Annotated in this window: 25 protein-coding genes and 3 tRNA genes; 5 read left to right on the top strand and 23 right to left on the bottom strand. The window is 70.6% G+C overall.

The window, feature by feature from the left end:
* Positions 1 to 3 precede the first annotated feature (3 nt).
* From B0I33_RS27230 to rplJ, 11 genes are all read right to left on the bottom strand, one after another.
* The gene (locus B0I33_RS27230; RefSeq protein ID WP_106181874.1) at positions 4 to 1,263 is read right to left on the bottom strand and encodes an MCE family protein; all 1,260 of its coding nucleotides are present in this window, start codon (positions 1,261 to 1,263) and stop codon (positions 4 to 6) included.
* Complete coding sequence (locus tag B0I33_RS27225; protein WP_106181873.1) at positions 1,263 to 2,453, bottom strand: MCE family protein; 1,191 nt, start codon at positions 2,451 to 2,453, stop codon at positions 1,263 to 1,265. Before B0I33_RS27225 ends, B0I33_RS27230 begins: the two co-directional genes overlap by 1 nt.
* A complete protein-coding gene (locus B0I33_RS27220; RefSeq protein WP_106181871.1) occupies positions 2,450 to 3,634 on the bottom strand; it encodes an MCE family protein in 1,185 nt (394 codons plus the stop codon). The genes B0I33_RS27225 and B0I33_RS27220 overlap by 4 nt, the downstream gene beginning before the upstream one ends.
* Positions 3,627 to 4,616, bottom strand: a complete 990-nt coding sequence (locus tag B0I33_RS27215) for an MCE family protein (protein ID WP_106181869.1) — start codon at positions 4,614 to 4,616, stop codon at positions 3,627 to 3,629. The genes B0I33_RS27220 and B0I33_RS27215 overlap by 8 nt, the downstream gene beginning before the upstream one ends.
* Positions 4,613 to 5,644 carry an MCE family protein gene (locus B0I33_RS27210; RefSeq protein WP_106181867.1) on the bottom strand — a complete coding sequence of 344 codons (1,032 nt, stop codon included), beginning with the start codon at positions 5,642 to 5,644 and terminating at the stop codon, positions 4,613 to 4,615. Before B0I33_RS27210 ends, B0I33_RS27215 begins: the two co-directional genes overlap by 4 nt.
* Entirely contained in the window at positions 5,641 to 6,993 is a 1,353-nt protein-coding gene (locus B0I33_RS27205) for an MCE family protein (RefSeq protein WP_106181865.1), read from the bottom strand. The genes B0I33_RS27210 and B0I33_RS27205 overlap by 4 nt, the downstream gene beginning before the upstream one ends.
* Positions 6,990 to 7,829: an MlaE family ABC transporter permease gene (locus B0I33_RS27200; RefSeq protein ID WP_106181863.1), complete on the bottom strand. Its 840-nt coding sequence runs from the start codon at positions 7,827 to 7,829 to the stop codon at positions 6,990 to 6,992. The genes B0I33_RS27205 and B0I33_RS27200 overlap by 4 nt, the downstream gene beginning before the upstream one ends.
* A 13-nt stretch (positions 7,830 to 7,842) precedes the next feature.
* The gene (locus tag B0I33_RS27195) at positions 7,843 to 8,637 is read right to left on the bottom strand and encodes an MlaE family ABC transporter permease (RefSeq protein ID WP_106181861.1); all 795 of its coding nucleotides are present in this window, start codon (positions 8,635 to 8,637) and stop codon (positions 7,843 to 7,845) included.
* An 82-nt stretch (positions 8,638 to 8,719) separates the two neighbouring features.
* On the bottom strand, positions 8,720 to 9,922 hold the full coding sequence (locus B0I33_RS27190; protein ID WP_245901126.1) for an ABC transporter ATP-binding protein: 1,203 nt from the start codon (positions 9,920 to 9,922) through the stop codon (positions 8,720 to 8,722).
* Positions 9,923 to 10,226: 304 nt separating this feature from the next.
* Positions 10,227 to 10,619: a 50S ribosomal protein L7/L12 gene (gene rplL, locus B0I33_RS27185; protein WP_106181859.1), complete on the bottom strand. Its 393-nt coding sequence runs from the start codon at positions 10,617 to 10,619 to the stop codon at positions 10,227 to 10,229.
* 46 nt (positions 10,620 to 10,665) lie between these two features.
* Positions 10,666 to 11,205 (bottom strand): 50S ribosomal protein L10, encoded by a 540-nt coding sequence (gene rplJ / locus B0I33_RS27180; protein WP_106181858.1) that lies wholly within the window; start codon positions 11,203 to 11,205, stop codon positions 10,666 to 10,668.
* A 355-nt stretch (positions 11,206 to 11,560) separates the two neighbouring features.
* Here rplJ and B0I33_RS27175 point away from each other — a divergent pair, with 355 nt between their 5' ends.
* The gene (locus B0I33_RS27175) at positions 11,561 to 12,427 is read left to right on the top strand and encodes a hypothetical protein (protein WP_106181856.1); all 867 of its coding nucleotides are present in this window, start codon (positions 11,561 to 11,563) and stop codon (positions 12,425 to 12,427) included.
* 460 nt (positions 12,428 to 12,887) lie between these two features.
* Here B0I33_RS27175 and rplA read toward each other — a convergent pair whose 3' ends face one another.
* The 5 genes from rplA to B0I33_RS27150 all read right to left on the bottom strand — a co-directional run bounded on the left by rplA (position 12,888) and on the right by B0I33_RS27150 (position 15,675).
* Positions 12,888 to 13,607, bottom strand: coding sequence for a 50S ribosomal protein L1 (rplA, locus tag B0I33_RS27170; RefSeq protein ID WP_106181854.1), 720 nt, complete (start codon positions 13,605 to 13,607; stop codon positions 12,888 to 12,890).
* 74 nt (positions 13,608 to 13,681) lie between these two features.
* Positions 13,682 to 14,116 (bottom strand): 50S ribosomal protein L11, encoded by a 435-nt coding sequence (rplK, locus tag B0I33_RS27165; RefSeq protein WP_106181853.1) that lies wholly within the window; start codon positions 14,114 to 14,116, stop codon positions 13,682 to 13,684.
* Between the two features lie 75 nt (positions 14,117 to 14,191).
* Positions 14,192 to 15,010 carry a transcription termination/antitermination protein NusG gene (gene nusG, locus B0I33_RS27160; protein WP_106181851.1) on the bottom strand — a complete coding sequence of 273 codons (819 nt, stop codon included), beginning with the start codon at positions 15,008 to 15,010 and terminating at the stop codon, positions 14,192 to 14,194.
* A gap of 79 nt (positions 15,011 to 15,089) precedes the next feature.
* On the bottom strand, positions 15,090 to 15,518 hold the full coding sequence (secE, locus tag B0I33_RS27155) for a preprotein translocase subunit SecE (RefSeq protein WP_106181849.1): 429 nt from the start codon (positions 15,516 to 15,518) through the stop codon (positions 15,090 to 15,092).
* An 84-nt stretch (positions 15,519 to 15,602) separates the two neighbouring features.
* Positions 15,603 to 15,675: transfer RNA gene (locus B0I33_RS27150), tRNA-Trp, on the bottom strand.
* Positions 15,676 to 15,855: 180 nt separating this feature from the next.
* Between B0I33_RS27150 and B0I33_RS27145 the strand changes: the two genes are divergently transcribed.
* The 4 genes from B0I33_RS27145 to B0I33_RS27130 all read left to right on the top strand — a co-directional run bounded on the left by B0I33_RS27145 (position 15,856) and on the right by B0I33_RS27130 (position 19,394).
* Positions 15,856 to 17,088, top strand: coding sequence for a pyridoxal phosphate-dependent aminotransferase (locus tag B0I33_RS27145; RefSeq protein WP_106181847.1), 1,233 nt, complete (start codon positions 15,856 to 15,858; stop codon positions 17,086 to 17,088).
* 89 nt (positions 17,089 to 17,177) lie between these two features.
* Complete coding sequence (locus B0I33_RS27140; protein WP_106181846.1) at positions 17,178 to 17,528, top strand: GntR family transcriptional regulator; 351 nt, start codon at positions 17,178 to 17,180, stop codon at positions 17,526 to 17,528.
* On the top strand, positions 17,525 to 18,511 hold the full coding sequence (locus B0I33_RS27135; RefSeq protein ID WP_106181844.1) for a DUF1648 domain-containing protein: 987 nt from the start codon (positions 17,525 to 17,527) through the stop codon (positions 18,509 to 18,511). Before B0I33_RS27140 ends, B0I33_RS27135 begins: the two co-directional genes overlap by 4 nt.
* Positions 18,512 to 18,530: 19 nt before the next feature.
* Entirely contained in the window at positions 18,531 to 19,394 is an 864-nt protein-coding gene (locus B0I33_RS27130) for an SGNH/GDSL hydrolase family protein (RefSeq protein ID WP_106181843.1), read from the top strand.
* Here B0I33_RS27130 and B0I33_RS27125 read toward each other — a convergent pair.
* The 7 genes from B0I33_RS27125 to B0I33_RS27095 all read right to left on the bottom strand — a co-directional run bounded on the left by B0I33_RS27125 (position 19,387) and on the right by B0I33_RS27095 (position 24,928).
* A complete protein-coding gene (locus B0I33_RS27125; RefSeq protein ID WP_106181841.1) occupies positions 19,387 to 19,803 on the bottom strand; it encodes a MaoC family dehydratase in 417 nt (138 codons plus the stop codon). The genes B0I33_RS27130 and B0I33_RS27125 overlap by 8 nt on opposite strands.
* A complete protein-coding gene (locus B0I33_RS27120; RefSeq protein ID WP_106181840.1) occupies positions 19,800 to 20,249 on the bottom strand; it encodes a MaoC family dehydratase N-terminal domain-containing protein in 450 nt (149 codons plus the stop codon). The genes B0I33_RS27125 and B0I33_RS27120 overlap by 4 nt, the downstream gene beginning before the upstream one ends.
* A 102-nt stretch (positions 20,250 to 20,351) precedes the next feature.
* Positions 20,352 to 21,440: a S1 family peptidase gene (locus B0I33_RS27115; protein ID WP_106181839.1), complete on the bottom strand. Its 1,089-nt coding sequence runs from the start codon at positions 21,438 to 21,440 to the stop codon at positions 20,352 to 20,354.
* A 253-nt stretch (positions 21,441 to 21,693) separates the two neighbouring features.
* Positions 21,694 to 21,858 carry a 50S ribosomal protein L33 gene (gene rpmG / locus B0I33_RS27110; protein ID WP_006238057.1) on the bottom strand — a complete coding sequence of 55 codons (165 nt, stop codon included), beginning with the start codon at positions 21,856 to 21,858 and terminating at the stop codon, positions 21,694 to 21,696.
* Between the two features lie 158 nt (positions 21,859 to 22,016).
* Positions 22,017 to 22,089: transfer RNA gene (locus B0I33_RS27105), tRNA-Met, on the bottom strand.
* 52 nt (positions 22,090 to 22,141) lie between these two features.
* Positions 22,142 to 22,214, bottom strand: a tRNA-Thr gene (locus B0I33_RS27100).
* Between the two features lie 74 nt (positions 22,215 to 22,288).
* Entirely contained in the window at positions 22,289 to 24,928 is a 2,640-nt protein-coding gene (locus tag B0I33_RS27095; protein ID WP_106181837.1) for a putative bifunctional diguanylate cyclase/phosphodiesterase, read from the bottom strand.
* Positions 24,929 to 25,066 lie beyond the last annotated feature (138 nt).

Below are 25,066 nucleotides of genomic sequence, written 5' to 3'. Positions count from 1 at the left end.
CGGTCAGCTCGGCAACCCGATCAGCTGACGGAGGCTGACGATGTTCAGCCCGGGGCTGCCCGCCATGCCCGGGACGCCCCGCCGGGACGCGAGCTCCTCCTCGTCGCGGTCGGCGTTGGCCCGCACCTGCTCCTCGCTCGGCGCCACCGGCACGCCGTGGTACGGGGCGTTCTGCGACCCGCGCACGTTGATCGGGCTGCCGGCGGGCTCGGCGCAGTAGGCGTCCGTCTTCGGCGGCCGCGGCGACTCGACGTTGCCGGGCCGGTACTGCTCCGGCGGCAGGTATCCCTTGGTGCACGACGGTGGGTCGAACAGGTTGAGCACCAGGCCGAGGTGTGCGGTGCCGTCGCCGGGGGCGACCGTCTGGGCGCCGACGGCCAGCACCGGGTAGGTGACCAGCCCCTGCTCCAGGCCGTCGAGCCGGGTCACCAGGAGGTTCGACGTGGTGAGCAGGTTGGCCACGAGCGCGCCGAGGCCGGGGCCCGACTCCGCGAGGACCCCGCTGACCTGCTCGGCGACCTGCGGGGTGATGTCGATCAGCTTGCGCAGGTCGGCGTCGGAGCTCTTCAGCGTCGCGCTGAGCTCGTTGAGGTCCCGGCTGAACGAGCGCAGCGAGCCCGCCATCTCGTTCTGCGTGTCGAGCACCGTGTTGCCCTGTTCGAGCAGTTGCACGGTCTGCGGCAGGTAGTCCTGCGCGATCCGGGTGAAGTCGCGCGTGGTGTCCATCAGGATCTGCAGGTCGTCGCCGGTGCCGCGGAACGCGTCGTAGGACTCGTCGACGACGGTCCGCAGCGCGTCGGTGGGCACCGAGCCAGCGAGGCTGTTCAGGTCGGCGATGACCTCGTGGGCGCGGACCGGGGTCGTGGTGTCGGACGCGTCGATGACCGACCCGTTCTCCAGGTAAGGGCCGTCGTCGGTGACCGGGCGGAGATCGACGTACTGCTCCCCCACCGCGGACCGGTTGGCGACGACGGCGTGCAGGTCGCGGGGCACCTGGGGCGCCTCCGGCTCGATCTCGAGGTCCGCCTGCAGCCCGTCGGCGGTGAGGCTCAGCTCGCCGACCCGCCCGATGTTGTAACCGCGGTAGGTCACCTCGGCGCCGGTGAAGATGCCGCCGGACTCCGTCAGCTGCAGCCGCACGGTGTAGCCGTCGGTGCCGAACACCTTGCCGACGTCGGTGAACCGGAACAGCGCGTAGGTGATCGCGAGCACCGAGATGACCAGGAAGGCCAGGAGCTGGATCCGCGTCTTGCGCACCAGCATCAGCGCTCACCTCCCAGGAGACCGAAGATCGAGCCGAGGCCGCCCGGCGAGGACGAGGTGCCGTCCTGCCCGCCCTGGTCCGGTTCGGCACCGGGCACCGGCAGCGGGGGCGGCGAGTCGCCGCTCTCGCCCTGCCTCGGGCTGGTCAGGTCGCCGACGACGGGGATGTCCTGCAGCGGGTTCTGCCTGCTGCGGCCCAGGTTGGCCAGCACCTCGCCGAGGTTGAGGTCGATGGTGGCGTAGAGGTTGAAGTAGTCGCCCTTGGCGCCCTGCACCGCGGCGTCGCTGAACGGGAAGGTCAGCAGCAGTTCGAGCGCCTTCGGCAGGTCGGAGCCCGCCTCGCCGAGCTTGCGCAACGTGGGCAGCAGCGAGCGCAGGTTGGCGACCAGGTCCTCCTGGCTCTGGTTCACGGTGTTCACGGCGACGGTGGAGAGCTCGCGCATGGCCTGCAACATCGTGACGAGCTGCCCGCGCTGCTGTTCGAGGACGCGCAGCCCGGGACCCAGGTTCTCGATGGCGTTCGCGATCTGGCCCTGCTGCGCGTTGAGCGTGCTGGACAGCCGGTTGAGGCCGTCGAGGGCGCGGGTGATGTCGCTTGACTGGGCGTCGAGGGTGCTGACCAGTTCGTCGGTGTTGCGGAGGAGGGCCTTGATCTCCGGTTCGTTGCCGGAGAGGGCCTTGTTCAGCTCCTTGGTGATCGTGTTGAGCTGCTCGACACCGCCACCGTTGAGCAGCATCGACAGCGCCCCGAGGATCTCCTCCACCTCGACGTTGCGGTTGGTGCGGGCGACCGGGATGAGGTCGCCCTCGCCGAGCCTGGCCTCGGCGGGGTTCTGGGCGGGTGCGGACAGCTCCACGTACTTCTCGCCGAGCAGGCTGGACTGGCGCAGGTTCGCCACCGCGTTGGCCGGCAGCTCGACGTCGCCGTTGACGAGCACGGTGACCTCGGCGGTCCAGCCGTCCTCGGCGAGTGTGACCGACTCGACGGTGCCGACGGGCACCTCGTTGACCTTGACGCCGGCCTGCGGCACCAGGTCGAGCACGTCGCGGAAGTGCACGGTGACCGAGTACGGGTGGTCGCCGAGGTCGGCGCCGCCCGGCAGCGGCAGGTCGTAGATGCCACCGAAGCCGCATCCGGAGGTGGTGAGCAGCCCGGCCGCGCACAGGGCGGCGATGATCTTGCGCCTCACTGGCCACCTCCCGTTCCGTAGACCTGCGACGCCAGCGGGAGCGGCAGCGGCGGCAGCTGGCCGTTGTTGAGCGCGTGCACCGACTGGGCCAGCGACGGCAGCTGGAGGGTGCCGTCGAGCACGGGTGCGAGGGAGGCGCAGGTGTCGCCGAGCACGTCCAGCGCTTCCGGGGTCTGCCTGAGCAGGTTGCAGACCATCGTGATCGGCGGTTGCGTGAGCTCGTTGAGGTTCGGGCGCGCGTCGAGCGTGCCGGAGGCGGCGTTGTAGGTGTTCACGAGGTTGCCGAGGCCGACGGGGGCGACGTCGAGAATCTCGGCGAGCGCGCCGCGCTGCTCGACGAGCACCCTGGTGATGCTCGCGAGTTTGTCCACGTTGGACTTCACCCGGCCGCGGTTGTTCTCGATGAAGTCGCGGACCGAGTTGAGCGTGGTGCCGAGCTGGCGCACGGTGGCGGCGAGGTTGTCCTTCTCGTCGGCGAGGTAGCCGCTCACGTCGGCGAGCTGGGTCTCGAACCTGCGCACCTCGTCGTCGCTGGCGGCGATCGTGGTGGACAGCTGGGCCAGGTTCTCGACGGTGGCGAACAGGTCGCCCGAGTTGCCGGAGAGGGTGCCCGCGGCCTGGCTGAGCTTGGTGATCGTGTTGTTCAGCTGGGTTCCGTTGCCCTCGAAGTTCTTCGCGAGCGTCCGCAGCACGTCGGAGAGGGAGCCGTCGGCGTTGGCGCCGGTGGGCCCGAGGTCCTCGGCGACCCGGCTGAGGCTCTTGCTGAGGTCGTCGATCTCCAGCGGGACCGCGGTGCGCGCGAGCGGGATCTCGGCGCCGTCGGGGAGCCGTTCGCCGCCGGTGTAGGCGGGTGCGAGCTGGACGTAGCGGTCGGAGACCAGCGAGGGAGCGACGATCACGGCCTTCGCGTTCGCGGGGACCGGTACCTCGCGGTCGTAGGTCATCTCGACGCGAACCTGGTCGCCCAGCGGCTCGATGCCGGTGACCTCACCCATCCGCACGCCGAGCATGCGCACGTCGTTGCCCTCGTAGAGGCCGATGGCGGTGGGGAAGAACGCGGTGACCCGCTTCTGGCCCGCGTCCTGCAGCGTCCACCACAGTCCGCCCGCGACGACGAGGCCGAGGACGCACGCGATGGCGACCCCCCGGGCGAGGGACTGCCCGAACCTGGTGTCACTCATTCGGGTTGCACCCCTCTTCGTTGAGCGGGCCGACGGACGGCAGCAGGAGGCCGCAGATGTAGTTGTCGAACCAGCGGCCGTTGCCGATCGTGTTGGTGAAGACCCGCACGAACGGCGCGAACCGGCGGATGCCCTCGCCGAGGGCCTCCTGGTTGCGGTGCAGCATGTTCGTGAGCTGGTCGAGCTGGGCCAGGACGGGGTCGAGCTGCTCGTTGTTGTCGTCGATCAGGCCCTGCAGCTCGGTGGCCAGCTGCCTGCTGCCGTCGAGCAGGGCGGTGATGGCCTCCTTGCGCCGGGAGAGCTCCTCGAGCAGCAGGTTGCCGTCCTCCAGGAGCTTCGTCAGCTGCTGGTCGCGGTCGACGAGGGTCTGGCTGACCTGGCGGGTGTTGGCCAGCAGGGTCGCCAGCTGGGAGTCGCGCGAGGCGATGGTGTCGGACAGCCGGGACAGCCCGGTGAGCGCGCCGCGCACGTCGTCGGGGGTGTTCGCGAACGTGTCCGACAGCGCGTCGAAGCTCTGCGCCAGCTGTTCGGTGTCGATCGCGTCGACGGTCTGGGACAGCCCGCGGAAGGCCTCCAGCACGTCGTAGGGGGCGACCGTGCGTTCCTTCGGGATGGTGTCGGACGGGTCGAGCGGGGTGTCGCCGACCGGGTCGAGTGCGATGTACTTCTGCCCGAGCAGCGTCTTGATCTTGATGGCGGCCGTGCTGCGGTCGCCGACCCAGGCGTCCTTGACGCGGAACGCGACCAGGACCTGGTCACCGTCGAGGCCGACATCGCTGACCTCGCCGACCTTGACGCCGGCGATGCGGACCTCGTCGCCCGAGGTCAGCCCGGCCGCCTCGCTGAAGTGGGCGGTGTAGGTGGTGCCGCCGCCGATGATCGGCAGGTCGTCGGAGTTCAGCGCGGCGACGGTGCCGAGCACCATCAGGACGATGCCGACGATGGCGATCGGGACCGGGTTGCGCTTGGAGAAGCTTTTCATGCGTGGCACCGCTCCCTCTCGGCCGGAGCGATCGGCAGCGTGACGGGCTCGTTCATCAGCCCGGGGAGCTGGACGCTGCCCTTCGTCTCGCACATGAAGAAGTTGAACCAGGAACCGTAGTCGGCGGTCGCGGTCAGCCTGGTGACCTTCTCGGGCAGGTACTGGATGAAGTGCTCCACCACCGGCTCGTTCTCGTTGAGGGTGCGGGTCAGGTCGCCGAGGGCGTCGATGTCCTGCTTGAGCGGCTCCCGCACGTCGCGGACCAGGCTTGCCGTGGTGGTGGTCAGGTTGCCGAGCGCGTCGATCGCGTCGCCGATCTGCTGCCGGTCGCCGGACAGCCCGGAGACGAACTCCTGGAGCCGGGTGAGCAGGTCGGACAGCTGCGGGGTGCGCGCGTTGACGGTCTCGAGCACCGCATTGAGGTTGTCGATGACCTGGCCGATCACCTGGTCCTTCTCGGCGATCGTGGTGGTCAGCGACGCGGTGTGTTGCAGGAGGCTCTCCACCGTGCCGCCCTCGCCCTGCAGGACCTGGATGATCTCGTAGGACAGCTGGTTGACGTCGTCGGGGTTGAGCGCCCGGAACAGCGGCTTGAAGCCGTTGAACAGCTCGGTGAGGTCGAGCGCGGGCGTGGTGCGCTCGAGGGGGATGGTGTCGCCGGGTTCGAGCCTGCCCGCGGGCTCGCCGCTGCCCTTGTCGAGGGAGAGGTACCGCTGGCCGACGAGGTTGCGGAACTTGATGGTCGCGGTGACGCCCGCGGGCAGCGTGCGGCCCTGCTCGACCTCGAACTCGACCTCGGCCTGGCGGCGGTCGACGACGCGCACGCCGGAGACCTGGCCGACGCGCACGCCGGCGATGCGGACGTCGTCGCCCTCCATCACCATCGTGGCGTCGGTGAACCGGGCCGCGTACGTGTTGGTGTCGCCGAGGTTCACGTTGCCGATGCTGATCCCGAGGATCGCGGTGAAGACGACGGTCACCACGATGAACGTGACCAGCTTCGCGAGCGGAGCGCCGAGTCCCCTCATCGCACCGACACCTCGGCTCCCCGGTACAGCGGGCCGACGAGCAGCGAGCTCCAGCCGGGCACCTCGTCCGGGCTCAGCCCGACCTGCGGGGCGAGCAGCTGCGACAGCAGTGCGTGTTCGGCGGCGCTGTGGGCCAGGCCGCCCGCCGTGCTGCCGCCGCCATTGTAGTCACCGGCGTTGGCGGCGTTGTTGGCGGGGTTGAGCCCGTCGTTCTGGGACCGCGCGGGCGGCGGATGCTCGGTGCCGTCCTGGATCGGGCCGTCCGGCGGGTGCTGGGGGAAGGGCTTCGGGTACTCGTCCATCGCGTAGCAGCGCGGTCCGCGCTTGTCGTTGAACTCCGGTTCGTCCTGGCCGGGAATGTAGCGGCCCCGGTGGTTGGTGATCTCGATGGTGGCGTGCAGGCCGGGCTTGTCGGTGCCCTTGCCGAACGCCTCGTCGATCTTCGGCAGGGTGTCGGCCATCTGGCTGATGACGCACGGGTATTCGGGCGCGTACTTGGCCAGCAGTTCGAGCGTGGGCCGCGACGTCTCGCCGAGGCTGATGATGTTGCTCGAGTTGGCCTCGAGGAACGACCGCAGGTCCACCGACGCGGTGGTGAGGCTGCCGTAGAGCGTCCGCAGGTTCGTGGCCTGTTCCACGACGGTGCGGCTGGTGGTGGTGAGGTTGTCCATGGCGCGCACCAGGTCGGGGGCCGCGTCGGAGAGGTGGTGGGAGAACTCGGCCAGCTCCCGCAGGTTCTGTTGCAGGTCCGGCAGGTGCGGGTTGAGGTCGCCGAGATACCTGCCGAGCTCGGAGAGGGTCTCGCCGAGCGGTTCGCCGCGCCCTTCGAGCGCGGTGGAGATCGCGGTGAGCGTGCTCGACAGCTTCTGCGGCTCGACCGCCTGCAGCACGGGCAGCAGGTGTTCGAAGGCCTGCTCCAGCTGCACCGCGTCCTCGGTGCGGTCCTGCGGGATCACGTCGCCGTCGCGCAGGCTCTGCGGGGACGGCCGCTCCGGGATCTGCAGCGCGACGTACCGCTCGCCGAACAGGGTCTTCGGCAGGAACCGGGCCCTGACGTTGCTCGGCACCAGGTCGGCCTGCTCCGGGTTCAGCTGCAGGGTGAGTTCGACGCCGTCGTCGGTGGGCGCGACGTCGGCGACGCTGCCCACGATGAGCCCGCGCACCTTGACGTCGGAACGTTCGGTGAGCTGGTTGCCGATGTCGCCCGCGCGCAGCTTGACGGTGACGAACGTGGAGAACGCCTTGTTGTAGAGGGCGACGCTGAGCGCCACGCCGCCCACCAGGACGGCGATGAGCAGCAGGCCGAGCAGCCTGCGCCGTACCGTGACCATGACCTGCCGCGCGCTCATCCCGCGATCCTCACCGTCGTGTCGGTGCCCCAGATGGCGAAGCCGATGAAGAAGTTGACGATGGCGACCGTGACGATCGTCAGCCGCACGGCCCGGCCGACGGCCACACCGACGCCCGCGGGGCCGCCGCTGGCCCGGTAACCGTAGTAGCAGTGCGTGAGGATGATCAGCACGCTGAAGATCAGGACCTTGATGAACGAGTACAGAACGTCCTGCGGTGGTAAGAACAGGTCGAAGTAGTGGTCGTAGGTGCCCGCCGATTGGTCATAGAGGTAGACCACGACCAGCCGGGACGCGAGGTAGGAGCTGAGCAGCCCGATCACGTACAGCGGGATGACGGCGACGAACCCGGCGAGGATCCGGGTGGTCACCAGGTACGGCAGGCTGGGCACGCCCATCACCTCGAGCGCGTCGATCTCCTCGGAGATCCGCATCGCGCCGAGCTGGGCGGTGAAGCCGGCGCCGACCGTCGCCGACAGTGCGAGGCCCGCCACGAGGGGCGCGATCTCGCGGGTGTTGAAGAACGCGGTGAGGAAGCCGGTGAACGCCGACGTGCCGATCGAGCTCAAGGCGGAGTAGCCCTGGAGGCCGACGAGCACACCGGTGAACAGGGTCAGGCCGACCATGACGCCGACCGTGCCGCCGATCACCGCCAGCGAGCCCGAGCCGAAGCTGACCTCGGCGAGCAGCCGCAGCACTTCCTTGGAGTAGCGGCGGATCGTCCGCGGTGCCCACGCGAGCGCGCGGATGTAGAACGACATCTGGTCGCCGAGGACGTCCAGTGTCTCCAGTGGACGGTTCGCGATCCGCTTCGCGTTCTGGGTGAGGGAAGCCATCGTTCTTGCCGTCCTAGCCCAACTTCGTCGGAACGATCTGCAGGTAGATCAACGTGATCACGAAGTTCACCACGAACAACAGCAGGAACGTGATGACGACGGACTGGTTGACCGCATCCCCCACGCCCTTCGGCCCCGGCGGCGGGTGCAGGCCGCGGTAGGAGGCCACGACCGCCGCGATGAAGCCGAAGATGAGCGCCTTGATCTCGCCGACCCACAGGTCGGGCAGCTGGGCGAGGGCGGAGAAGCTGGCGAGGTAGGCGCCGGGTGTGCCGTCCTGGAGGACGACGTTGAAGAAGTAGCCGCCGAGCACGCCGATGACGCTGACCATGCCGTTGAGCAGCAGCGCGACGAGCATGCACGCGAGGACCCTCGGCACGATCAGGCGCTGCACCGCGGAGACACCGAGCACCTCCATGGCGTCGATCTCCTCGCGGATGGTGCGCGCGCCGATGTCGGCGCAGATCGCGGAGCCGCCCGCGCCCGCGACCAGCAGCGCGGTCACCAGCGGGCTGGCCTGCTGGACGGTGGCGAGGACGCTGCCCGCGCCCGTGTAGGACTGCGCGCCGAGCTGCCTGGCCAGGGAACCGAACTGCAGCGAGATGACCGCGCCGAACGGGATGGCGACGAGCGCGGTCGGCAGGATCGTGACGCTCGCGATGAACCAGGACTGCTGGATGAACTCGCGCAGCTGGAACGGCCGCTGGAAGATCCCGCGCCCGACGTCGAGGCCGAGGGCGAAGAGCTTCCCGGTTTCCCGCAGCATGCCGATTCCGGGAAACCTGGCCGTGGAGGCCCCTGCTGTCATGAACGTCCTCGCCGTGCTCGTTCCTCGCGGGCCGTGCCCGCTCGCCGTGTCGTGGGGAGCGACCGAACTCGGTCGGCACCGCTCATGCGCCGCCCTGCCCCGGGCGCGGCGACTGGTGCCGGGGGCCGCCGGTGCCGGGCTGGGGTCTCGGCGCGGGCCCGTTCCAGCCGGAGTCCGGCAGCTGGGCGATGTTCTCGGTGGGCAGCTCGCCGGAGTGCCTGCTGGGCGTGCTGCCGGACGCGACGGGCCGGGTGGCGTGCTGCGCGCCCGCGTAGGCGTGCGGCTGCACGCCGTAGCGCCGCTGCTCCTCGGGGGTGAGCGACTCGATGATGCCTTCCTGCGCTGCGGGCGGCAGGGTGTGCAGGATCTTCATGACGCGGTCCTTGCGGCGGCGGACGCCCTGCCGCTCCGGCAGCCCCGGCGTCGGCTGCAGCTGCGGGACGACGCCACGGACGTCCTCGGTGGACCCGTCGTGGTGCCCGGCGTCGGCCATCTCCTGCTCCATCGCCATCTGGGCGGAGTCCTTCTCCTCGGACATGCCGATCGGCCCGATCCGGCGGCCGTTGAGGAACTGCTCCACCACCGGCTCGTCGCTGGTCAGCAGCACCTCGCGGGGGCCGAACATCACCAGCTCCTTGCGGAAGAGCATGCCGATGTTGTCCGGCACGGTGCGGGCCACGTTGATGTTGTGGGTGACGATGAGGATGGTGGCGTCGATCTGCGCGTTGAGGTCGATCAGCAGCTGCGAGAGGTAGGCGGTGCGCACGGGGTCGAGGCCGGAGTCGGGCTCGTCGCACAGGATGATCTCGGGGTCGAGCACGAGCGCCCTGGCGAGGCCGGCGCGCTTGCGCATACCGCCGGAGATCTCACCGGGCAGCTTGGTCTCGGCGCCCTTGAGACCGGTCATCTCGAGTTTCTCGAGCACGATCTTGCGGATCTCGGTCTCGGACTTCTTGGTGTGCTCCCGCAGCGGGAACGCGACGTTGTCGTAGAGGTTCATGGAACCGAACAGCGCGCCGTCCTGGAACAGCACGCCGAACAGCTTGCGGGTCTCGTAGAGCTTGTGCTCGGAGCACTGCACGATGTCGACGCCGTTGACGACGCACTTGCCGCGGTCGGGCTTGAGCAGGCCGATCATCGACTTGAGGAACACCGACTTGCCGGTGCCCGAAGGGCCGAGCATGACGGAGACCTCGCCAGGCGGCAGCGTCAGCGTCACGTCCCGCCAGATGGCCTGCTTGCCGAAGGACTTCGTCAGGCCTTCGATGACCACCTCGGCACCCATCGCACCTCCCGGAGCTGTTCGTCGCCGGCCCGCGTCGGCCCGCACCTGGTATCGCCGCGCCCGATACCCGCGTCAACCAGGTGCAACGAGCAGGGGGCCGACAGGTTACTCGCCAGTTCTGTGCGCGAGCACCCGTTGTCGCCGCGATCGCGCAGCAAGGTAACCCACGAAGGCGGGTCTCGCGGATACCCGGGTGTGTTCCGGAATCGAAAAAGGGCGGGCACCCGGGATGGGTGCCCGCCCTTTTGCCGGTCCGTGAATACCGCGCCGTGGCGGTTCGTTCACGAGAAGTGACCGGAATGGGTCACTTGACGGTGACCTTGGCGCCGGCGGCCTCGAGCTTCTCCTTGGCGGCGTCGGCGGCCTCCTTGTCGACCTTCTCCAGGAGCGGCTTCGGAGCGCCCTCGACCATCTCCTTGGCCTCCTTCAGGCCGAGGCCGGAGACGATCTCGCGGACGACCTTGATGACCTGGATCTTCTTGTCGCCCGCGCCCTCGAGGATGACGTCGAACTCGTCCTGCTCCTCCTCGGCCGGGGCGGCACCGCCCGCGGCGGGGGCGCCCGCGACGACCTGCGGCGCCGGGGCGGCCGCGGTGACGTCGAAGGTCTCCTCGAACTTCTTCACGAACTCGGACAGCTCGAGCAGCGTCAGCTCCTTGAACGCGTCGAGCAGTTCGTCGGTGCTCATCTTCGCCATGGTGGCGTTCCTCTCTCGGTGATCTCGGTGGTCGGGGTTTTCGTGGTCAGCTCTCGGCAGTGTCGCCGGACTCGGACCTGCGCTTGTCCTCGAGCGCGGCGGTCATGCGAGCCACCTGGGACGCCGGCGCCTGGAACAGCGCGGCGGCCTGGGACAGCTTCGCCTTGAACGCGCCCGCCGCCTTGGAGAGCAGCACCTCGCGGCTCTCGAGGTCGGCGATCCGGTCGATCTCGTCGACGGTGAGCGGGCGGCCGTCCATGTAGCCGCCCTTGATGACGAGGGCGTTGTTGGCCTTCGCGAAGTCCTTCAGAGCCTTCGCGGCCTCGACCGGCTCACCCTCGACGAAGGCGATGGCGGTCGGGCCGATGAACAGCTCGTCGAGGCCCTCGATGCCCGCGTCCTCGGCGGCACGCTTGACGAGGGTGTTCTTCGCGACCCGGTACTTGGCGGTGTTGCCGAGAGCGCGGCGCAGCTCGCTGAGCTGGGACACGGAGAGGCCGGTGTACTCAGTGACGACTGTTGCCGAGCTGGTGCGGAACCGGTCCGCGATCTCGGCGACGGCCGCCACCTTGTCGGGCTTCGCCATGGTCGCCTCCTCTCTCTTGGCTGAGCGACCACTGGCCGGCCCGGGACCCCGGACACGACAAACGCCCCGGCGCAGCAGGCGGCGGGGCGTCCACGGTGGCGTGCGTGCGCACGCGGTGAGCCTCGTTCCTCCTGCGCGGGCCGCCCGCGGTGCACGGGACCTTCGCTCCCCGCGCCGGGAGGCACGGGGAAGACCAGCGGTCTTCGGTAGAACCGCGACCAGCATACCCGCCCCCACCCGCGCCCCGGCGCCACCCCCGCCCGGACCGCGTTCCGCGGGCGAAACGCGACCGGCCGGGCGACTTCCGCGGGCAAAACGCGGCCGGGACGCCACCGGGAGTGGCCGGGCAGGCATCATGGGTCACGTGGTGGAACAGCGACCTGACGGCGAGCCGGGGCCCGAGCGGCGCCCGGACGGCGCCACGCCGGGCTCCGAGGTCGAGCCCGCGCGGCAGGCGGCGCCGGAGCAGCGGGCGGAGCCCGAACGGTTCGACGCCGAGCAGTTCCGCCAGTTCCAGCAGTTTCAGCAGTTCCAGGAGTTCCTGCGGTACCAGGAGGCGCAGCAGGGCGGGTCCACCCCGCGGTACCCGCCCGCGGCCGCACCGCCCCAGCAGCTGGACCCCGCGCCGCCCGGCAGGCCGAAGGCCCCCCGCTGGCTGCGCTGGCTCGGCAAGAAGGTGCTCGGCTGGCTGGTCTTCCTCGCCCTGCTCGCGCTCGCCCTGATCCTGGCGGCGAAGTACATCATCAACATGGTCACCGGCGGCGACGACCCCGAGCGGCCCGCGGCCGAGATGGGCGGCGGCACCTACCGCACGAACAAGATCCTCTCCACCGAGCCCTACGAGGCCGTGCGGAAGGTCTACGCCCAGATCGCCTACGGCAGGCCCGACCTCGCCTGTGGCTACTTCGACAACGAGCGCGGTATCCAGCAGCGGTTCGCGGTGAACACCGGGTACGCCGACTGCCGGGAGGCGGTCCTCGGGCTCCACGAGCAGGTGGCCCACGTCAACGACTACGCCGAGTCGATCTACCCCAGGACGTACGACCCGGACGCCACGACGATCCGGATCGACTCCTGCGACTTCCCGATCGAGGGCGGTCCCGCCCTCGGCACCTTCGTGGTCACCAAGCAGGACTTCGAGGGTCAGTGGCTCATCACCGGACACGAGAAGGGACCGCGGACCTGCCCCGCTCCCCCGGCGAGCACCGGCCCCACCCGCTGAACTGGCACCCACCGCCGCCGACGAGCGCCGACCGGATGCACCCAATGCCGCATTCGGTGCGCCGGATGTCCCCAATGTGGCATTCGGTGCACTGGACGCCACCAATGCGGCATTCGGTGCGTGGCGGAAGCGCTCGAACGGCTCCGGGAATCCGGAACGCCGACCGCGCGGTTCCGAGCGCGGCACCCCGCGTGTCCGAACGCGGCTCTCGCACCACGGAACGCGGCACTCGCCGCACCCACCGCAGCACTCGCGGCCGGACCGCGGCACTCGCGCGCCAGAACGCGACACTCACCGACCCGAACACGGCACTCGCACGTCCGAACGCGGCACTCACCGACCCGAACGCGGCACTCGCGGGTCCGAGCGGCGGACTCGCGGGCGGGAGCGGGGGACTCGCGCACGCGAAAGGGCGGCCACCCGTTCGGGGTGGCCGCCCTTGTCGCCTGCGACGGGCGCGTTACGCGCTGACCTCCTCGGCGAGCAGGTCGCGGGTGCGCGCCGGGTCCACCGGGATGCCGGGGCCCATCGTCGTGGTGAAGGTGACCTTCTTGAGGTACCGGCCCTTGGCGGCGGACGGCTTGGCCCGCAGCACCTCGTCGAGCGCGGCCGCGTAGTTCTCCACCAGCTTCTCGGTGTCGAACGACGTCTTGCCGATCACGAGGTGCAGGTTGGCCTGCTTGTCGACCCGGAAGCTCACCTTGCCGCCCTTGATGTCGGCGACGGCCTTGCCGACGGCGGGCGTCACGGTGCCGGTCTTCGGGTTGGGCATCAGCCCACGGGGGCCGAGGATGCGGGCGATCCGCCCGACCTTCGCCATCTGGTCCGGCGTGGCGATCGCGGCGTCGAAGTCGAGCCAGCCACCCTGGATGCGCTCGATCAACTCGTCGGTGCCGACCGCGTCGGCGCCTGCGGCCTCGGCCTCGGCGGCCTTGTCGCCACTGGCGAACACGATGACGCGGACGGTCTTACCGGTTCCGTGCGGCAGGTTCACGGTGCCGCGGACCATCTGGTCGGCCTTGCGGGGGTCCACGCCGAGGCGCATCGCGACCTCGACGGTGGCGTCCATCTTGACCTTGGACGACTCCTTGGCGAGCTTCGCGGCCTCCAGCGGCGTGTACAGCCGCTGCGGGTCGATCAGCTCGGCGGCCTGGCGGTAGGCCTTGCTGCGCTTGGTCATGCTCTGTCCTTACTGCTGAAGCGGATCAGGTGTGGTGGCGGGCCAGCGCCTGGCCCTCCCACGGATGGTGCTCGTCAGTCGACGATCGTCAGGCCCATCGACCGGGCGGTACCGGCGATGATCTTGGCGGCCTGGTCGGCGTCGAACGCGTTGAGGTCGGTCTTCTTCGTCTCGGCGATCTCGCGGATCTGGTCCCAGGTCACCTTGCCGACCTTGGTCTTGTGCGGCTCGCCGCTGCCCTTGTCGACACCGGCGGCCTTGAGCAGCAGCTTCGCGGCGGGCGGCGTCTTGAGCTTGAAGTCGAACGACCGGTCCTCGTACACGGAGATCTCGACCGGCACGACGTTGCCGCGCTGCGACTCGGTGGCCGCGTTGTAGGCCTTGCAGAACTCCATGATGTTGACGCCGTGCTGACCCAGCGCCGGACCGACGGGCGGCGCCGGGTTCGCGGCGCCCGCCTGGATCTGCAGCTTGATGATCGCTGCAAGCCTCTTCTTCTTGGGTGGCATTCCTTTTTCCTGTTCAGTGTCGTCTCCCCCGCGCACCTGCCCGTAGCGCGGGGACTGTCGGCCGTCCTGCGGCCGTCAGATCTTGGAGACCTGGTTGAACGACAGCTCGACCGGTGTCTCCCGGCCGAAGATCGACACCAGGACCTTCAGCTTCTGCGCGTCCGCGTTGACCTCGCTGATCGTCGCGGGCAGCGTCGCGAACGGGCCGTCCATGACGGTGACCGACTCGCCGACCTCGAAGTCGACCTCGACCGCGCCGCCGCCCGTGGGGGCCTCGGCCGCGGCGGCCTCCTTGCCCGGCTTCGCGGGCGCGGCCTTCTCGACACGCGGCGCGAGGAACTTCAGCACCTCTTCGACGCTCAACGGCGACGGCCGCGAGGTCGCTCCGACGAAGCCGGTGACTCCCGGCGTGTTGCGCACCGCGCTCCACGACGCGTCGTTGAGGTCCATGCGGACCAGGATGTAGCCGGGCAGCACCTTGCGCTGCACCTGCTTGCGCTGACCGTTCTTGATCTCGGTGACCTCTTCGGTCGGCACCTCGATCTGGAAGATGAAGTCCTCGACGTCGAGCGTCTGCCTGCGGGTCTCGAGGTTGTTCTTGACCTTGTTCTCGTAGCCCGCGTAGGAGTGGACCACGTACCACTCGCCGGGCAACGACTTCAGCTCCGCGCGGAGCTTGGCGACCGGGTCCTCGTCCTCGTCGGCCTGCTCCTGCGCGGCGGCGGACTCAGCAGTGGTCTCGGCGGGCTCGGCCTCCGCGTCCTCGCCGGCCTCGGCGGCGTCGTCCGCGGGCGCGGTCTGCTCCGCGTCCTCCTCGCCGGTGGCCGCGAGCACCTGCTCCTCGGAAAGGCCGGTCAGGTCCTGACCGGCTCCTGAGCCGTTCTCGGAGGTCACTTTCCGTCCTCTCAATTGATCGCGTGCGGTGGTCACGGGCGTGCACCGGCCCGCCACCCGCGAGGTGTGGCGGAGCGGATCACTCGCCGAACACGACGTCCATGCCCTCGAGGAACACGAAGTCGAGCCCGCTGACGAGCGCCACCATGAACACCAGGAACACCAGCACCACAGCGGTGTAGGTGATCATCTGCTTGCGGGTCGGCCAGATGACCTTGCGCAGCTCCGCCCAGACCTCACGGATGAACCGCGAGATGCGGGCGAAGATCGAGCCCCGCTTGTCGTCCCCGCGGTTCCGCTTCGGGGTCGGCCCGCTCTTGCCCTCGGGCTTGGCGGCCTTGTCCGAAGACTTGCCCTTCGGCGCGGGCCGCTTCGAGGCGTCGGCCGCCTCGGAGCCCTTGCCCGCGGGACGCGCGGAGGCACGGCGCTCACGCCGAGCCGCGGCGGTGACCGGACGGGAAGGGCGCTTGGCGCCTTTCTCCTTGTCCTTCTCGCCGTCCTCGCTCACGAGCCACTCCTCCGCATCACCTGGCTGTGTCCGCTGTGTCCGCTGCGACCCCGGCCGGGACGTGATGTCCCGGGCCGCGCGACGCAGGGGTGACAGGACTTGAACCTGCAACCTGCGGTTTTGGAGACCGCTGCTCTGCCATTTGAGCTACACCCCTTCGGGCGGCAGGACCGCCCACAGGACGCACTTCACCAGCCCCGCATTCCGCGAGGGGCCGACGGTCGTACGTTCCAAGTTCCGCAGTCTACGGCAAGCCCGGCAGCGGCTCGCAACCGAGCCCGTCGGACGGCCGAGGGGCGGCTGCGCACAGCCACCTCACGCGTGAAAAAATGCCGCCATGGCCACCCCTGGAAGCACCGTCAGCAGCCCCCGCTCGCGCGTCTCGGCCCGCATCGCCGGCATCACGCCGTCGGCGACGCTCGCCGTCGACGCGAAGGCCAAGGCGCTGAAGGCCGAGGGGCGTCCGGTGATCGGCTTCGGCGCGGGCCAGCCCGACTTCCCGACCCCGGACCACATCGTCGAGGCGGCCGCCGCCGCCGTGCGCGACCGGGCCAACCACGGCTACACCGCCGCGGCGGGCCTGCCCGAGCTGCGGGAGGCGATCGCGGCCAAGACCCTGCGCGACTCCGGGTTCGACTGCGACCCTTCCCAGGTCCTCATCACCAACGGCGGGAAGCAGGCGGTCTATTCCGCCTTCGCCACCCTGCTCGACCCGGGCGACGAGGTGCTCCTGCTCGCGCCGTACTGGACGACCTACCCCGAGTCGATCACCCTCGCGGGCGGGGTTCCGGTCCAGGTCACGGCCGACGAGTCCACGGGCTACCTGGCGACCGTCGAGCAGCTCGAGGCCGCGCGCACCGAGCGCACGAAGGTGCTGCTGTTCAACTCGCCGTCCAACCCCACCGGCGCGGTGTACCCGCGCGAGCAGGTGGAGGCGATCGGCCGGTGGGCCTACGAGCACGGCATCTGGGTCGTCACCGACGAGATCTACGAGCACCTGGTGTACGACGGCATGACGGCCGAGTCGATGCCGGTGGTGGTGCCCGAGCTGGCCGACCAGACGCTGATCCTCAACGGCGTCGCGAAGACGTACTCGATGACCGGCTGGCGGGTGGGCTGGATCGCCGGGCCCACCGACGTGATCAAGGCCGCGGCGAGCTACCAGTCCCACCTGTGCGGCAATGTCGCCAACGTCTCGCAGCGGGCCGCGCTCGCGGCCGTCGCGGGCCCGCTCGATGTCGTGGCGGAGATGCGGGCCGCGTTCGACGCGCGGCGGAAGCGGATCGTCGCGCTGCTCTCGGAGATCCCCGGGGTCGACTGCCCGACGCCGCAGGGCGCGTTCTACGCGTACCCCTCGGTGAAGGCGCTGCTGGGCAAGGAGATCCGGGGCGAGCGGCCGGAGGACACGGTGGCGCTGGCGGACCTCATCCTCCGGGAGGCCGAGGTCGCCGTGGTGCCCGGCGAGGCGTTCGGCACCCCTGGCTACTTCCGGTTCTCCTACGCGCTCGCGGAGGAGGACCTGGTGGAGGGCGTCACCCGCGTCGGGAGGCTGCTCGCCGAGGCCACGTGACCCGGATCGGATGAAGCAGGCCGCCTCGGCGCACCGGGGCGGCCTTCTTCGTGCACCCAGAGCGCGTTTGTTCTAGTAGAGTTAGAACTATGCTGGTCCGGATCGACCCCGCGTCGAAGGTCCCCCTGTTCGAGCAGGTGGCCGCCTCGGTCCGGCGAGCCGTCGCCGACGGGGACGTGCGGCCGGGTGACCAACTGCCGCCTGCCCGTACCCTCGCGGCGTCGCTGGAGGTGAACGTCCACACGGTGCTGCGCGCCTACGCGCTGCTGCGGGACGAGGGGCTGATCGAGCTGCGCCGCAGGCGGGGCGCCGTCGTCACCGGCGGCGCGGAGACCTGGGCGAGGCTGCACGGGCTGGTCGGGGAGCTCGTCACCGAGGCCCGCCGGGCCGGACTCGACCCGGACGAGCTGAACGCGCTGATCCGAAGGCGGTACGCATGACACAGGTGCGGGCACGGATCCTGCTGGCGACCCTCGGGATCCCCGCGGTCGCGGCCGGGCTGGCGGGGTGGCTCCGGCTGCGCTGGGCCGATCGCCTGCCCGACCCGGTGGCCGTGCACTGGGGCGCAGGTGGCGAGCCCGACGGTGCCGCGTCCGTCGACACGATCACCGTCGCGCTGTTCTGCGCCGGCGGCGCTCTCGCCCTGCTGGGCGCGACCCTCGCGCTGGTGGCGCTGCGCCGCGGCGCGGCGGTGCTGCGCTGGCTGCTCGGCTTCTACGCCTGGCTGGCGGCGCTGCCCTCGGCCGCGCTCGTGAGCACGCTGTGGGCCAACCTCGGCGCGGAGAGCTGGCGCGCCGCCGCCGACGCCGGCTGGTCACTGGTGCTGCTGCTCGGCGGGAGCGCGGTGGCCGCCCTGCTCGGGGCGCTGGTGGGCCCGTCCGTGCCCGCGCGGCGCGGTGCCGGCGAGGGCGGCGACCGGCCTTCGATCGGGCTCGCGCCCGGCCAGCGGGCGACGTGGACCGGGGGCAGCACCAACCGGTGGCTGGCCGCCTCCTTCCTCCCCGCGCCCGCCGTCCTCGTCGCCATCGACCTGGCGGGGGCCGCGGACGTGCCGCTGTTCCTCTACCTCGTGGTCACCGTGCCGGGACTGGCGATCACGGCGGCGCTGTCCCGGCTGCGGGCCGTCGTGGACTCGACCGGGGTGTCGGTCCGCATGGGGTGGTTCGGCCTGCCGCGCAGGCACCTTCCGCTGGCGGACATCGCGCACGCGGACGCCGACCGGCTGGGGATGCTCGCCATGGGCGGTTTCGGAGTCAGGGTGAACCCGGTCACCGGTGACACCGGCTACGTGCTGCGGGGTGGCCCGGCCCTGGTGCTCTCGCTGCGCTCGGGGCGGCGCGTCTTCGTCACGGTGGACCGGCCGGAGCAGGCGGCGGGGCTGGTCAACGACCTGCTGCACCAGCGGTCGACGGCGCCGGAGTGATCGGGTAGGAACATCCACGATGGGCTGGAAGAGCTGGAGCGCGGCAGGGGTGGCGCTCGTCCTGGTCGCGGCCGCGGTGGTCTTCGGCTACCTGCGAGGGGGCGAGGAACCACCCGCCCGGTACGTCGCGCTCGGCGACTCGTACACGGCCGCGCCCGGCACCGGGCAGCCGGTCGGGACGCCGCCGGGCTGCGGCCGCTCGGACAACAACTACCCGCGGCTCGTCCGGAACGGGCTGACGCCCGCCGAGTTCGTCGACGTCAGCTGCGGCGGGGCCACCACGGAGCACCTGTCCTCCCCGCAGCGGACCCGGGAGGGCACGAACCCGCCGCAGCTGGCCGCGGTCACCGCGGGGACCACACACGTAACCCTCGGCATCGGCGGTAACGACGTGGGTTTCGTCACGCTCGGCGAGCGCTGCGCGACCCGGGACCGCACCGCGACTCCGTGCCGGGACCGGTTCACCTCGGGCGGCCGCGACCGGCTCGCCGAGGCGGTCGCGGAGGCGGCACCTCGGGTGGGCCGGGCGCTGGAGCGGATCCGCGAGCGCGCGCCGGACGCGCGTGTGGTCGTGGTCGGCTACCCGGCGATCCTGCCTGCCGACCCGGCCGCGTGCTGGCCGGAGCTGCCGTACGGCACCGGGGATGTGACGTACCTGCGGCGGTCGATCGAGCGGCTGAACGCGATGCTCGCCGAGCAGGCCCGCGACCACGGGGCGGAGTTCGCGGACACCGCGCGGGCCACCCGGGGGCACAGCATGTGCGCAGCCCCCAGTGCCCGCTGGATCGAGGGTCCGGAGCCGGTGACCGGCGCGGCCCCGCTGCATCCCACCGCCCGCGGGCAGCGGGCGATGGCCGACGCCGTGCTGCCGGCGGTCAGCTGAGCCGGACCACCGCCTGCGCCTTGCCGAGCACGGTCTTGCCGCCGCTGCGGGCGGTGATGTCGACGCGGGCGGTGCCGTCGTCCCGCACCTCGGCGACCTTGCCGGTGAACTCGACCAGGGTGCCCTCGTCGTCGTCCGGGACGACGACGGGCCGGGTGAAGCGGACGCCGTACTCGGCGATGCGGCCGGGGTCACCGAGCCAGTCGCTGAGCAACCTGCCGCCGAGCGCCATCGTGAGCATGCCGTGGGCGATGACGTCCGGCAGGCCGACCTCCTTGGCGAAGCGCTCGTTCCAGTGGATGGGGTTGAAGTCGAGCGAGGCACCCGCGTAGCGGACGAGCTGTTCCCGGGTGACCCGGACCGCCAGCGCCGGAAGTTCGGTGCCCTGTTCGGGGTGCACGAGGTTCATCCGGCCTCCCCTCGGACCACGAGCTGAGCCCGGGTGGTGCACACCGGCTCGCCGTCCTCGGTCGCGATGTCGGCGCGCACGGTCAGGAAGTCGTTGCCCGCCCTGGCGAAGATCTCGTCGATGTGGGTGGTGAGCCGCAGCCGGTCACCGGCGTGGACGGGACGGTGGTGGGTGAAGCTCTGGTCGCCGTGCACCATGCGCGAGTAGTCGAGACCGAGCTCGGGGTCGGCGACGATGGCGTTGATCGCCGCCAGGTTGATGATCGTGAGGAAGGTGGGCGGCGCGATCACGTCCGGGTATCCCGCGGCCGTGGCGGCCTCCGGGTCACGGTAGAGCGCGCTGCCGTCGCCGATCGCGTCGGCGAACTCGACGATCTTCTCCCTGCTGACTTCGTAGCTGCTCGTGGGCGGGTAGGTCCGGCCGACGAAGGAGGCATCCAAAGGCACGCAGGCAGGTTACCGACCGCCGGGACTCGTGAGTGAGAAACGTTGTTCTAACCACGGTTGCCACTCACGAGCCCGGCGGCCGGCTCCCTGTCCGGTTCAGGTTCAGTTCAGGCTCACGCCGTAGGCGTTGAGGGCCTCGACGACCGGCTGGAAGAACGAGCTGCCGCCGCCCATGCCGGAGGTGATGCCGAGCCCGGTGCTGCCGGAGAACAGGCAGCCGCCGGAGTCACCGCGGTCGACCCGCGCCGAGGTCTGCACGAGCTGGTGCACCGAGCCCTCCGAGTAGTTCACCGTGACGTTGGTGCGCTGCACGGTGCCACAGGTCAGGCCGGTGGTGCTGCCGCTCTTGCAGATCGACTGGCCGACGTAGGCGTTGGCCGCCGAGCTGATCCGCTGCGTCGAGCCGTTGTAGAGGGTCACGGCGCCGGGCGCGTGGCCGGTGTCGTTGCGGATCAGGCCGTAGTCGTTGCCGGGGAAGCTGGCGTGCACGGAGGGGCCGACGTTCCACTGGGAGATGGCACCCGTGCAGTGCCCGGCGTCGACGATGTAGTTGCGCCCGCCGTAGTTGGTGTTGAACCCGGCCGAGCAGCGGCTACCGCCACCGGTGATGGCCTCGCCGTTGTACACGGCCTTGCGCATCGTGCCGTCGACCTGCTCCACCTGGACGGCGTCGCCGAAGCGCTTCGCCGTCGCGAGCAGCCGCGCCGCCTTCGCGTCGTCGGCGGCGTCGGCGATCGTCACGACGACCCGGTTGGCGGCCGGGTCCAGTCCGATCGAGGTGTGCGCGGTCGCGGCCCGCTGCAGCTTGGCCTGGATGGACTCCAGTTCCGCGGTCGAGCGGCTGACCACCTTCGCGGTCGCGCCGGAGCGCTTCACCTCGGCCGCCGCCTGCTGGGTCAGGACGTTGACGACCGGGCGTCCCCGGTCGTCGAGGTACGTGCCCGCCGCCTCGCCACCGAGGCGTTCGGTGAGCTGGTCCAGCGTCTCCACGCTGCGCTCCTGGGCGCGCAGGCGCTGTTCGGCGGCGAACTCCGTGATGCCCTCGCTCGAGGCGAGCTCGGAGACCGCGGCCTGCTGAACCTGGCTCGAGTAGCCCTCGATACTCGAAGCCGATGCCACCGAAGGGGAGAGCGAGCCGATCGCCAGCGCTCCCACGGCGAGTCCGATCGCGGATCGGGACAGTTTTCTCATACCGGCAACTCACTTTCGCAGGGTCGACCGGACGCGGCGGTGGCCGCGCCGGCCAGGAGTGGGTTGGCCGGACACTGTTTCGTGACCGACACCGGTGATAACCGGCACTCGATAGGGTGACGAGGGTCACGAACTGGACACCAGTGACTTTCGTCGGGTTCTTTCCCACCGTGCGGGCTCCCCGACAAACGAAAGGAGGCCGCCCCCGATGGACGGGGACGGCCTCGCGAAAGCTACAGCGGTGACGGCTTGGTCAGCGCGTCTCCTTGTGCACCCGGTGCGTACCGCAGTTCGGGCAGAACTTCTTCATCTCCAGGCGGTCCGGGTCGTTGCGCCGGTTCTTCCTGGTGATGTAGTTGCGGTGCTTGCACTCCTCGCACGCCAGCGTGATCTTCGGTCGCACGTCGGTGGCAGCCACAGCGGCTCCTTCTCACTAACTCGACTCCCCCGCGGGACCGGGGGGGTCCAGGGGGGCGGAGCCCCTCCTGGGCGGGGGTTTGGGGGGTCCGCACCCCCCAAGGCTATTGCGAAGCGAGGAAGGCGTGCCGTTCGGCACGCAGCATCCGCCCACTCGCGTAGCGGTGGCCGGACTCGAACCGGCGACACAGCGATTATGAGCCGCTTGCTCTACCGACTGAGCTACACCGCCTGACACGCTCAAGGCCGCGACACGAGTTTACGTATCGCGGCCCCGACGACCGAGCCCCTTTACGGAATCGAACCGTAGACCTTCTCCTTACCATGGAGACGCTCTGCCGACTGAGCTAAAGGGGCGTGCTCAACGAGCCTCGACAAGAGTACCCGAGCCGCCGGTGCGCTCGCGCAGGGGGGTCCCCTCCCGCGAACGCTCAGGTCAGCAGGGTCAGCACGGTCTCGGACTGCCTGCCGACGGAACGCGCCGTCCGCGCCTGCAGCCAGGCCTCCAGCCGTTCCTCGGACAGCGGCCGGGAGATCAGGTAACCCTGCGCCACGTCGCAGCCCATCGCCTCCAGCTGGTCGCGCGCGAGGTCCTCCTCCACGCCCTCGGCCACCACGGTGAGCCCGAGCGAGTGCCCCAGCTCGACGATGGACCGGACCACCGCGAGGTCGCCGAGGTCGGTGCCCATGCCGAGGACGAAGCTCTTGTCGATCTTGACCTGGTCGACCGGCAGCTGGCGCAGGTAGGCCAGCGACGAGTACCCGGTGCCGAAGTCGTCGACGGCGAGCACGATGCCCAGGCTGTGCAGCTCCCGCAGGATCGGCAGCGCCCGCTGCGGGTCGGCCATCACGCCGGATTCGGTGAGCTCGAACGTCAGCAGCTCGGCGGGCACGCCGAACCGTTCCAGCGCCGCGACCACCTTCGCCGGGAACTCGGCGTCGGCGAGGTTGCGCACCGAGAGGTTGACGGCGACGGAGATCCGCAGCCCCTCGTCGAGCCACCGGCGGGCGCGGCGCAGCGACTCCTCCAGCACGAACGACGTGAGCACGCCCACGAGCCCCGCGGCCTCGACGGCGGGCACGAACTCGTCCGGGTCCACCTTGCCGAACTCGGGGTGCTGCCAGCGCACCAGCGCCTCGACACCGAGGACGTGCTTGTTCGGCAGCGCGATCTTCGGCTGGTAGTGGACGCTGAGCTGGCCCTCCTCCAGCGCCTGCCGGAACTGGGTGACCATCTGGAACCGGCGCAGGAAGATCTGGCCCATGCTCGGCACGTAGCCGCGGACCTCCTCGCCGCCGCGGGTCGCCCGCACCGCGACGTCCGCGCGCTGCAGCAGGCTGTCGACGTCGACGATCTCGGAGTTCTCCTCCACCCCGGACGCGGCGTAGCCGACCATCGCGTTGGCCTCGACCGTGAGCCGGTCGACCGGGTACGGGGCGGACAGCTCCGCCCGCAGCCGCTCGGCGACGGGGTGCGCGTCATCGGGCAGGCAGTCCACGAGCAGCGCGGCGAACGAGGCGCCCTCCAGCCGGGCCAGCGGCACGTCGCTGCCGAGGACGTCGCGGATGCGCCTGCCCGCCGCCATCACCATGCGGTCGGCCCAGGCGTAGCCGAGCGCGTCGCTCACGGTGGAGAACACGTCGAGGTCCACCCGCAGCACCACGCAGCTGCCGCGCTCACGCAGCGGGTCGCGCGCCACCTGCCGGAAACCGGGCCGGTTCAGCAGGCCGGTCAGCGGGTCGTGGTAGGCGTCGTGCCGCAGCGTCGCGAGCAGCCTGCGGTTGTCCAGTGCCGTGGCGAGGTGGCTGGCCATCGTGCCGAGCAGCTGCACGTCGTACTTGCCGAAGCCGCGCCAGCGGGACAGCCGGTCGTGTGCCTCGACGACTCCGAGCAGCTGGTTCGCGCTGCGCAGCGGTACGACGAGCGCCTCCTGCGCGCCGCGGTCGAGCAGGGCGGCCCGCACCTCGGGGTTGGCCTCGGTGACCCGGACGTGCCGGACGTGCGCGCCGGGCAGCCGCAGCAGCGGGTCGTCGGCCGGGACGTCGTCGGCGGGCAGCGGCTCGCCCGCGACGACCACGCGCATCGCCTCGTCCGGCTCGAAGCGCAGGCGCAGCACCACGCGGCCGGCGGCGAGCTGGTCCTTGATCCGTTCGGCGATCGTCGCCCACTCGCCCACGTCGATCCCGCGGCGGATCTCGTCGGCGCGGCTGGCCGGGCGGGCGGCGGCCTGCTGGCCCGAGCGGGCGACCATCAGGCTGACGTCGGAGAGCGCCTCCATGTCCCGCTGCTCGCGGAGCAGGTCGGAGTAAGCCCAGTACAGGGCGGCCAGGCCGAGGCAGACGGCGAGGACGATCGGCCACGCCTCGGGGGTCGTGGAGATCACCAGGTAGCCGGTGAGCCCGACCGAGGCGTTGACGAACGCCACCACGAGGATGCGGCCGGCCAGCCGGAGCACCGTGCCGACCCGCATGCGGCGGCGCAGCACCCGGACGGCCGCCATCGCGAGCACGCAGCTGGCGAGCGGCGCGGCGAGCGTGCCGGCGAGCGCGGCGAGCCACGGCATCCCGGCCGGGTCACCGAGGGCCTGCTTGACCAGCCCGGCGACCGCGAAGGCGCTGGTGATCTCCAGGAAGAAGGCGCCGGTGTTGTAGAGGATGCGGCCGGAGACCCGGCGGGCGAGCAAGGTGCTGATGCCCGCGATGACGTGTGCGGCGAGCACCACCTCGAACGGGGCGACGAAGAACGCGATGACGAGCGGGATCTCGGTGAACGAGATCGTCCACGAGATGCCGCTGCGCACGTCGACGTTGACCCCGAGTTGCTCGGCGCCGAGGAAGGCGAGCGCGAGCAGCGGCCCGATCCACCACAGGTGCACCGAGCCCTCGAACGGCAGCCACGCGGAGACGGCGGCCGCGGCGACGAGGCCCGCCGCGAGCACCGCGGCGGTGTAGACGCCGAACCGGCGTTCGTCGGCACGGGCCTCGTCGGAGACCTGCCCGTGTTGTCTGGAGGGACGTGAATCGGCTGCAGCCGCACTGGAGCCGACGGACTCGGCGGGTGCGTCCGGCATGCAACCTCCTTCCGCTGCGCACGCCCTCGATCAGGGCAGGGTCGCCAACGAGGGCATTACTGTACCCCGGAGGGCGTAGTTAAGCCTCGTTTCGAGCACCATGACATCACCTCAGGGTTAACGAGACACCAACGCGGT

Source organism: Prauserella shujinwangii, assembly GCF_003001955.1.
GTDB classification, from domain to species: Bacteria; Actinomycetota; Actinomycetes; order Mycobacteriales; family Pseudonocardiaceae; genus Qaidamihabitans; species Qaidamihabitans shujinwangii.
Note: the sequence above shows the minus strand (reverse complement) of the source record. Positions and strands in the feature narration are given on the sequence as shown.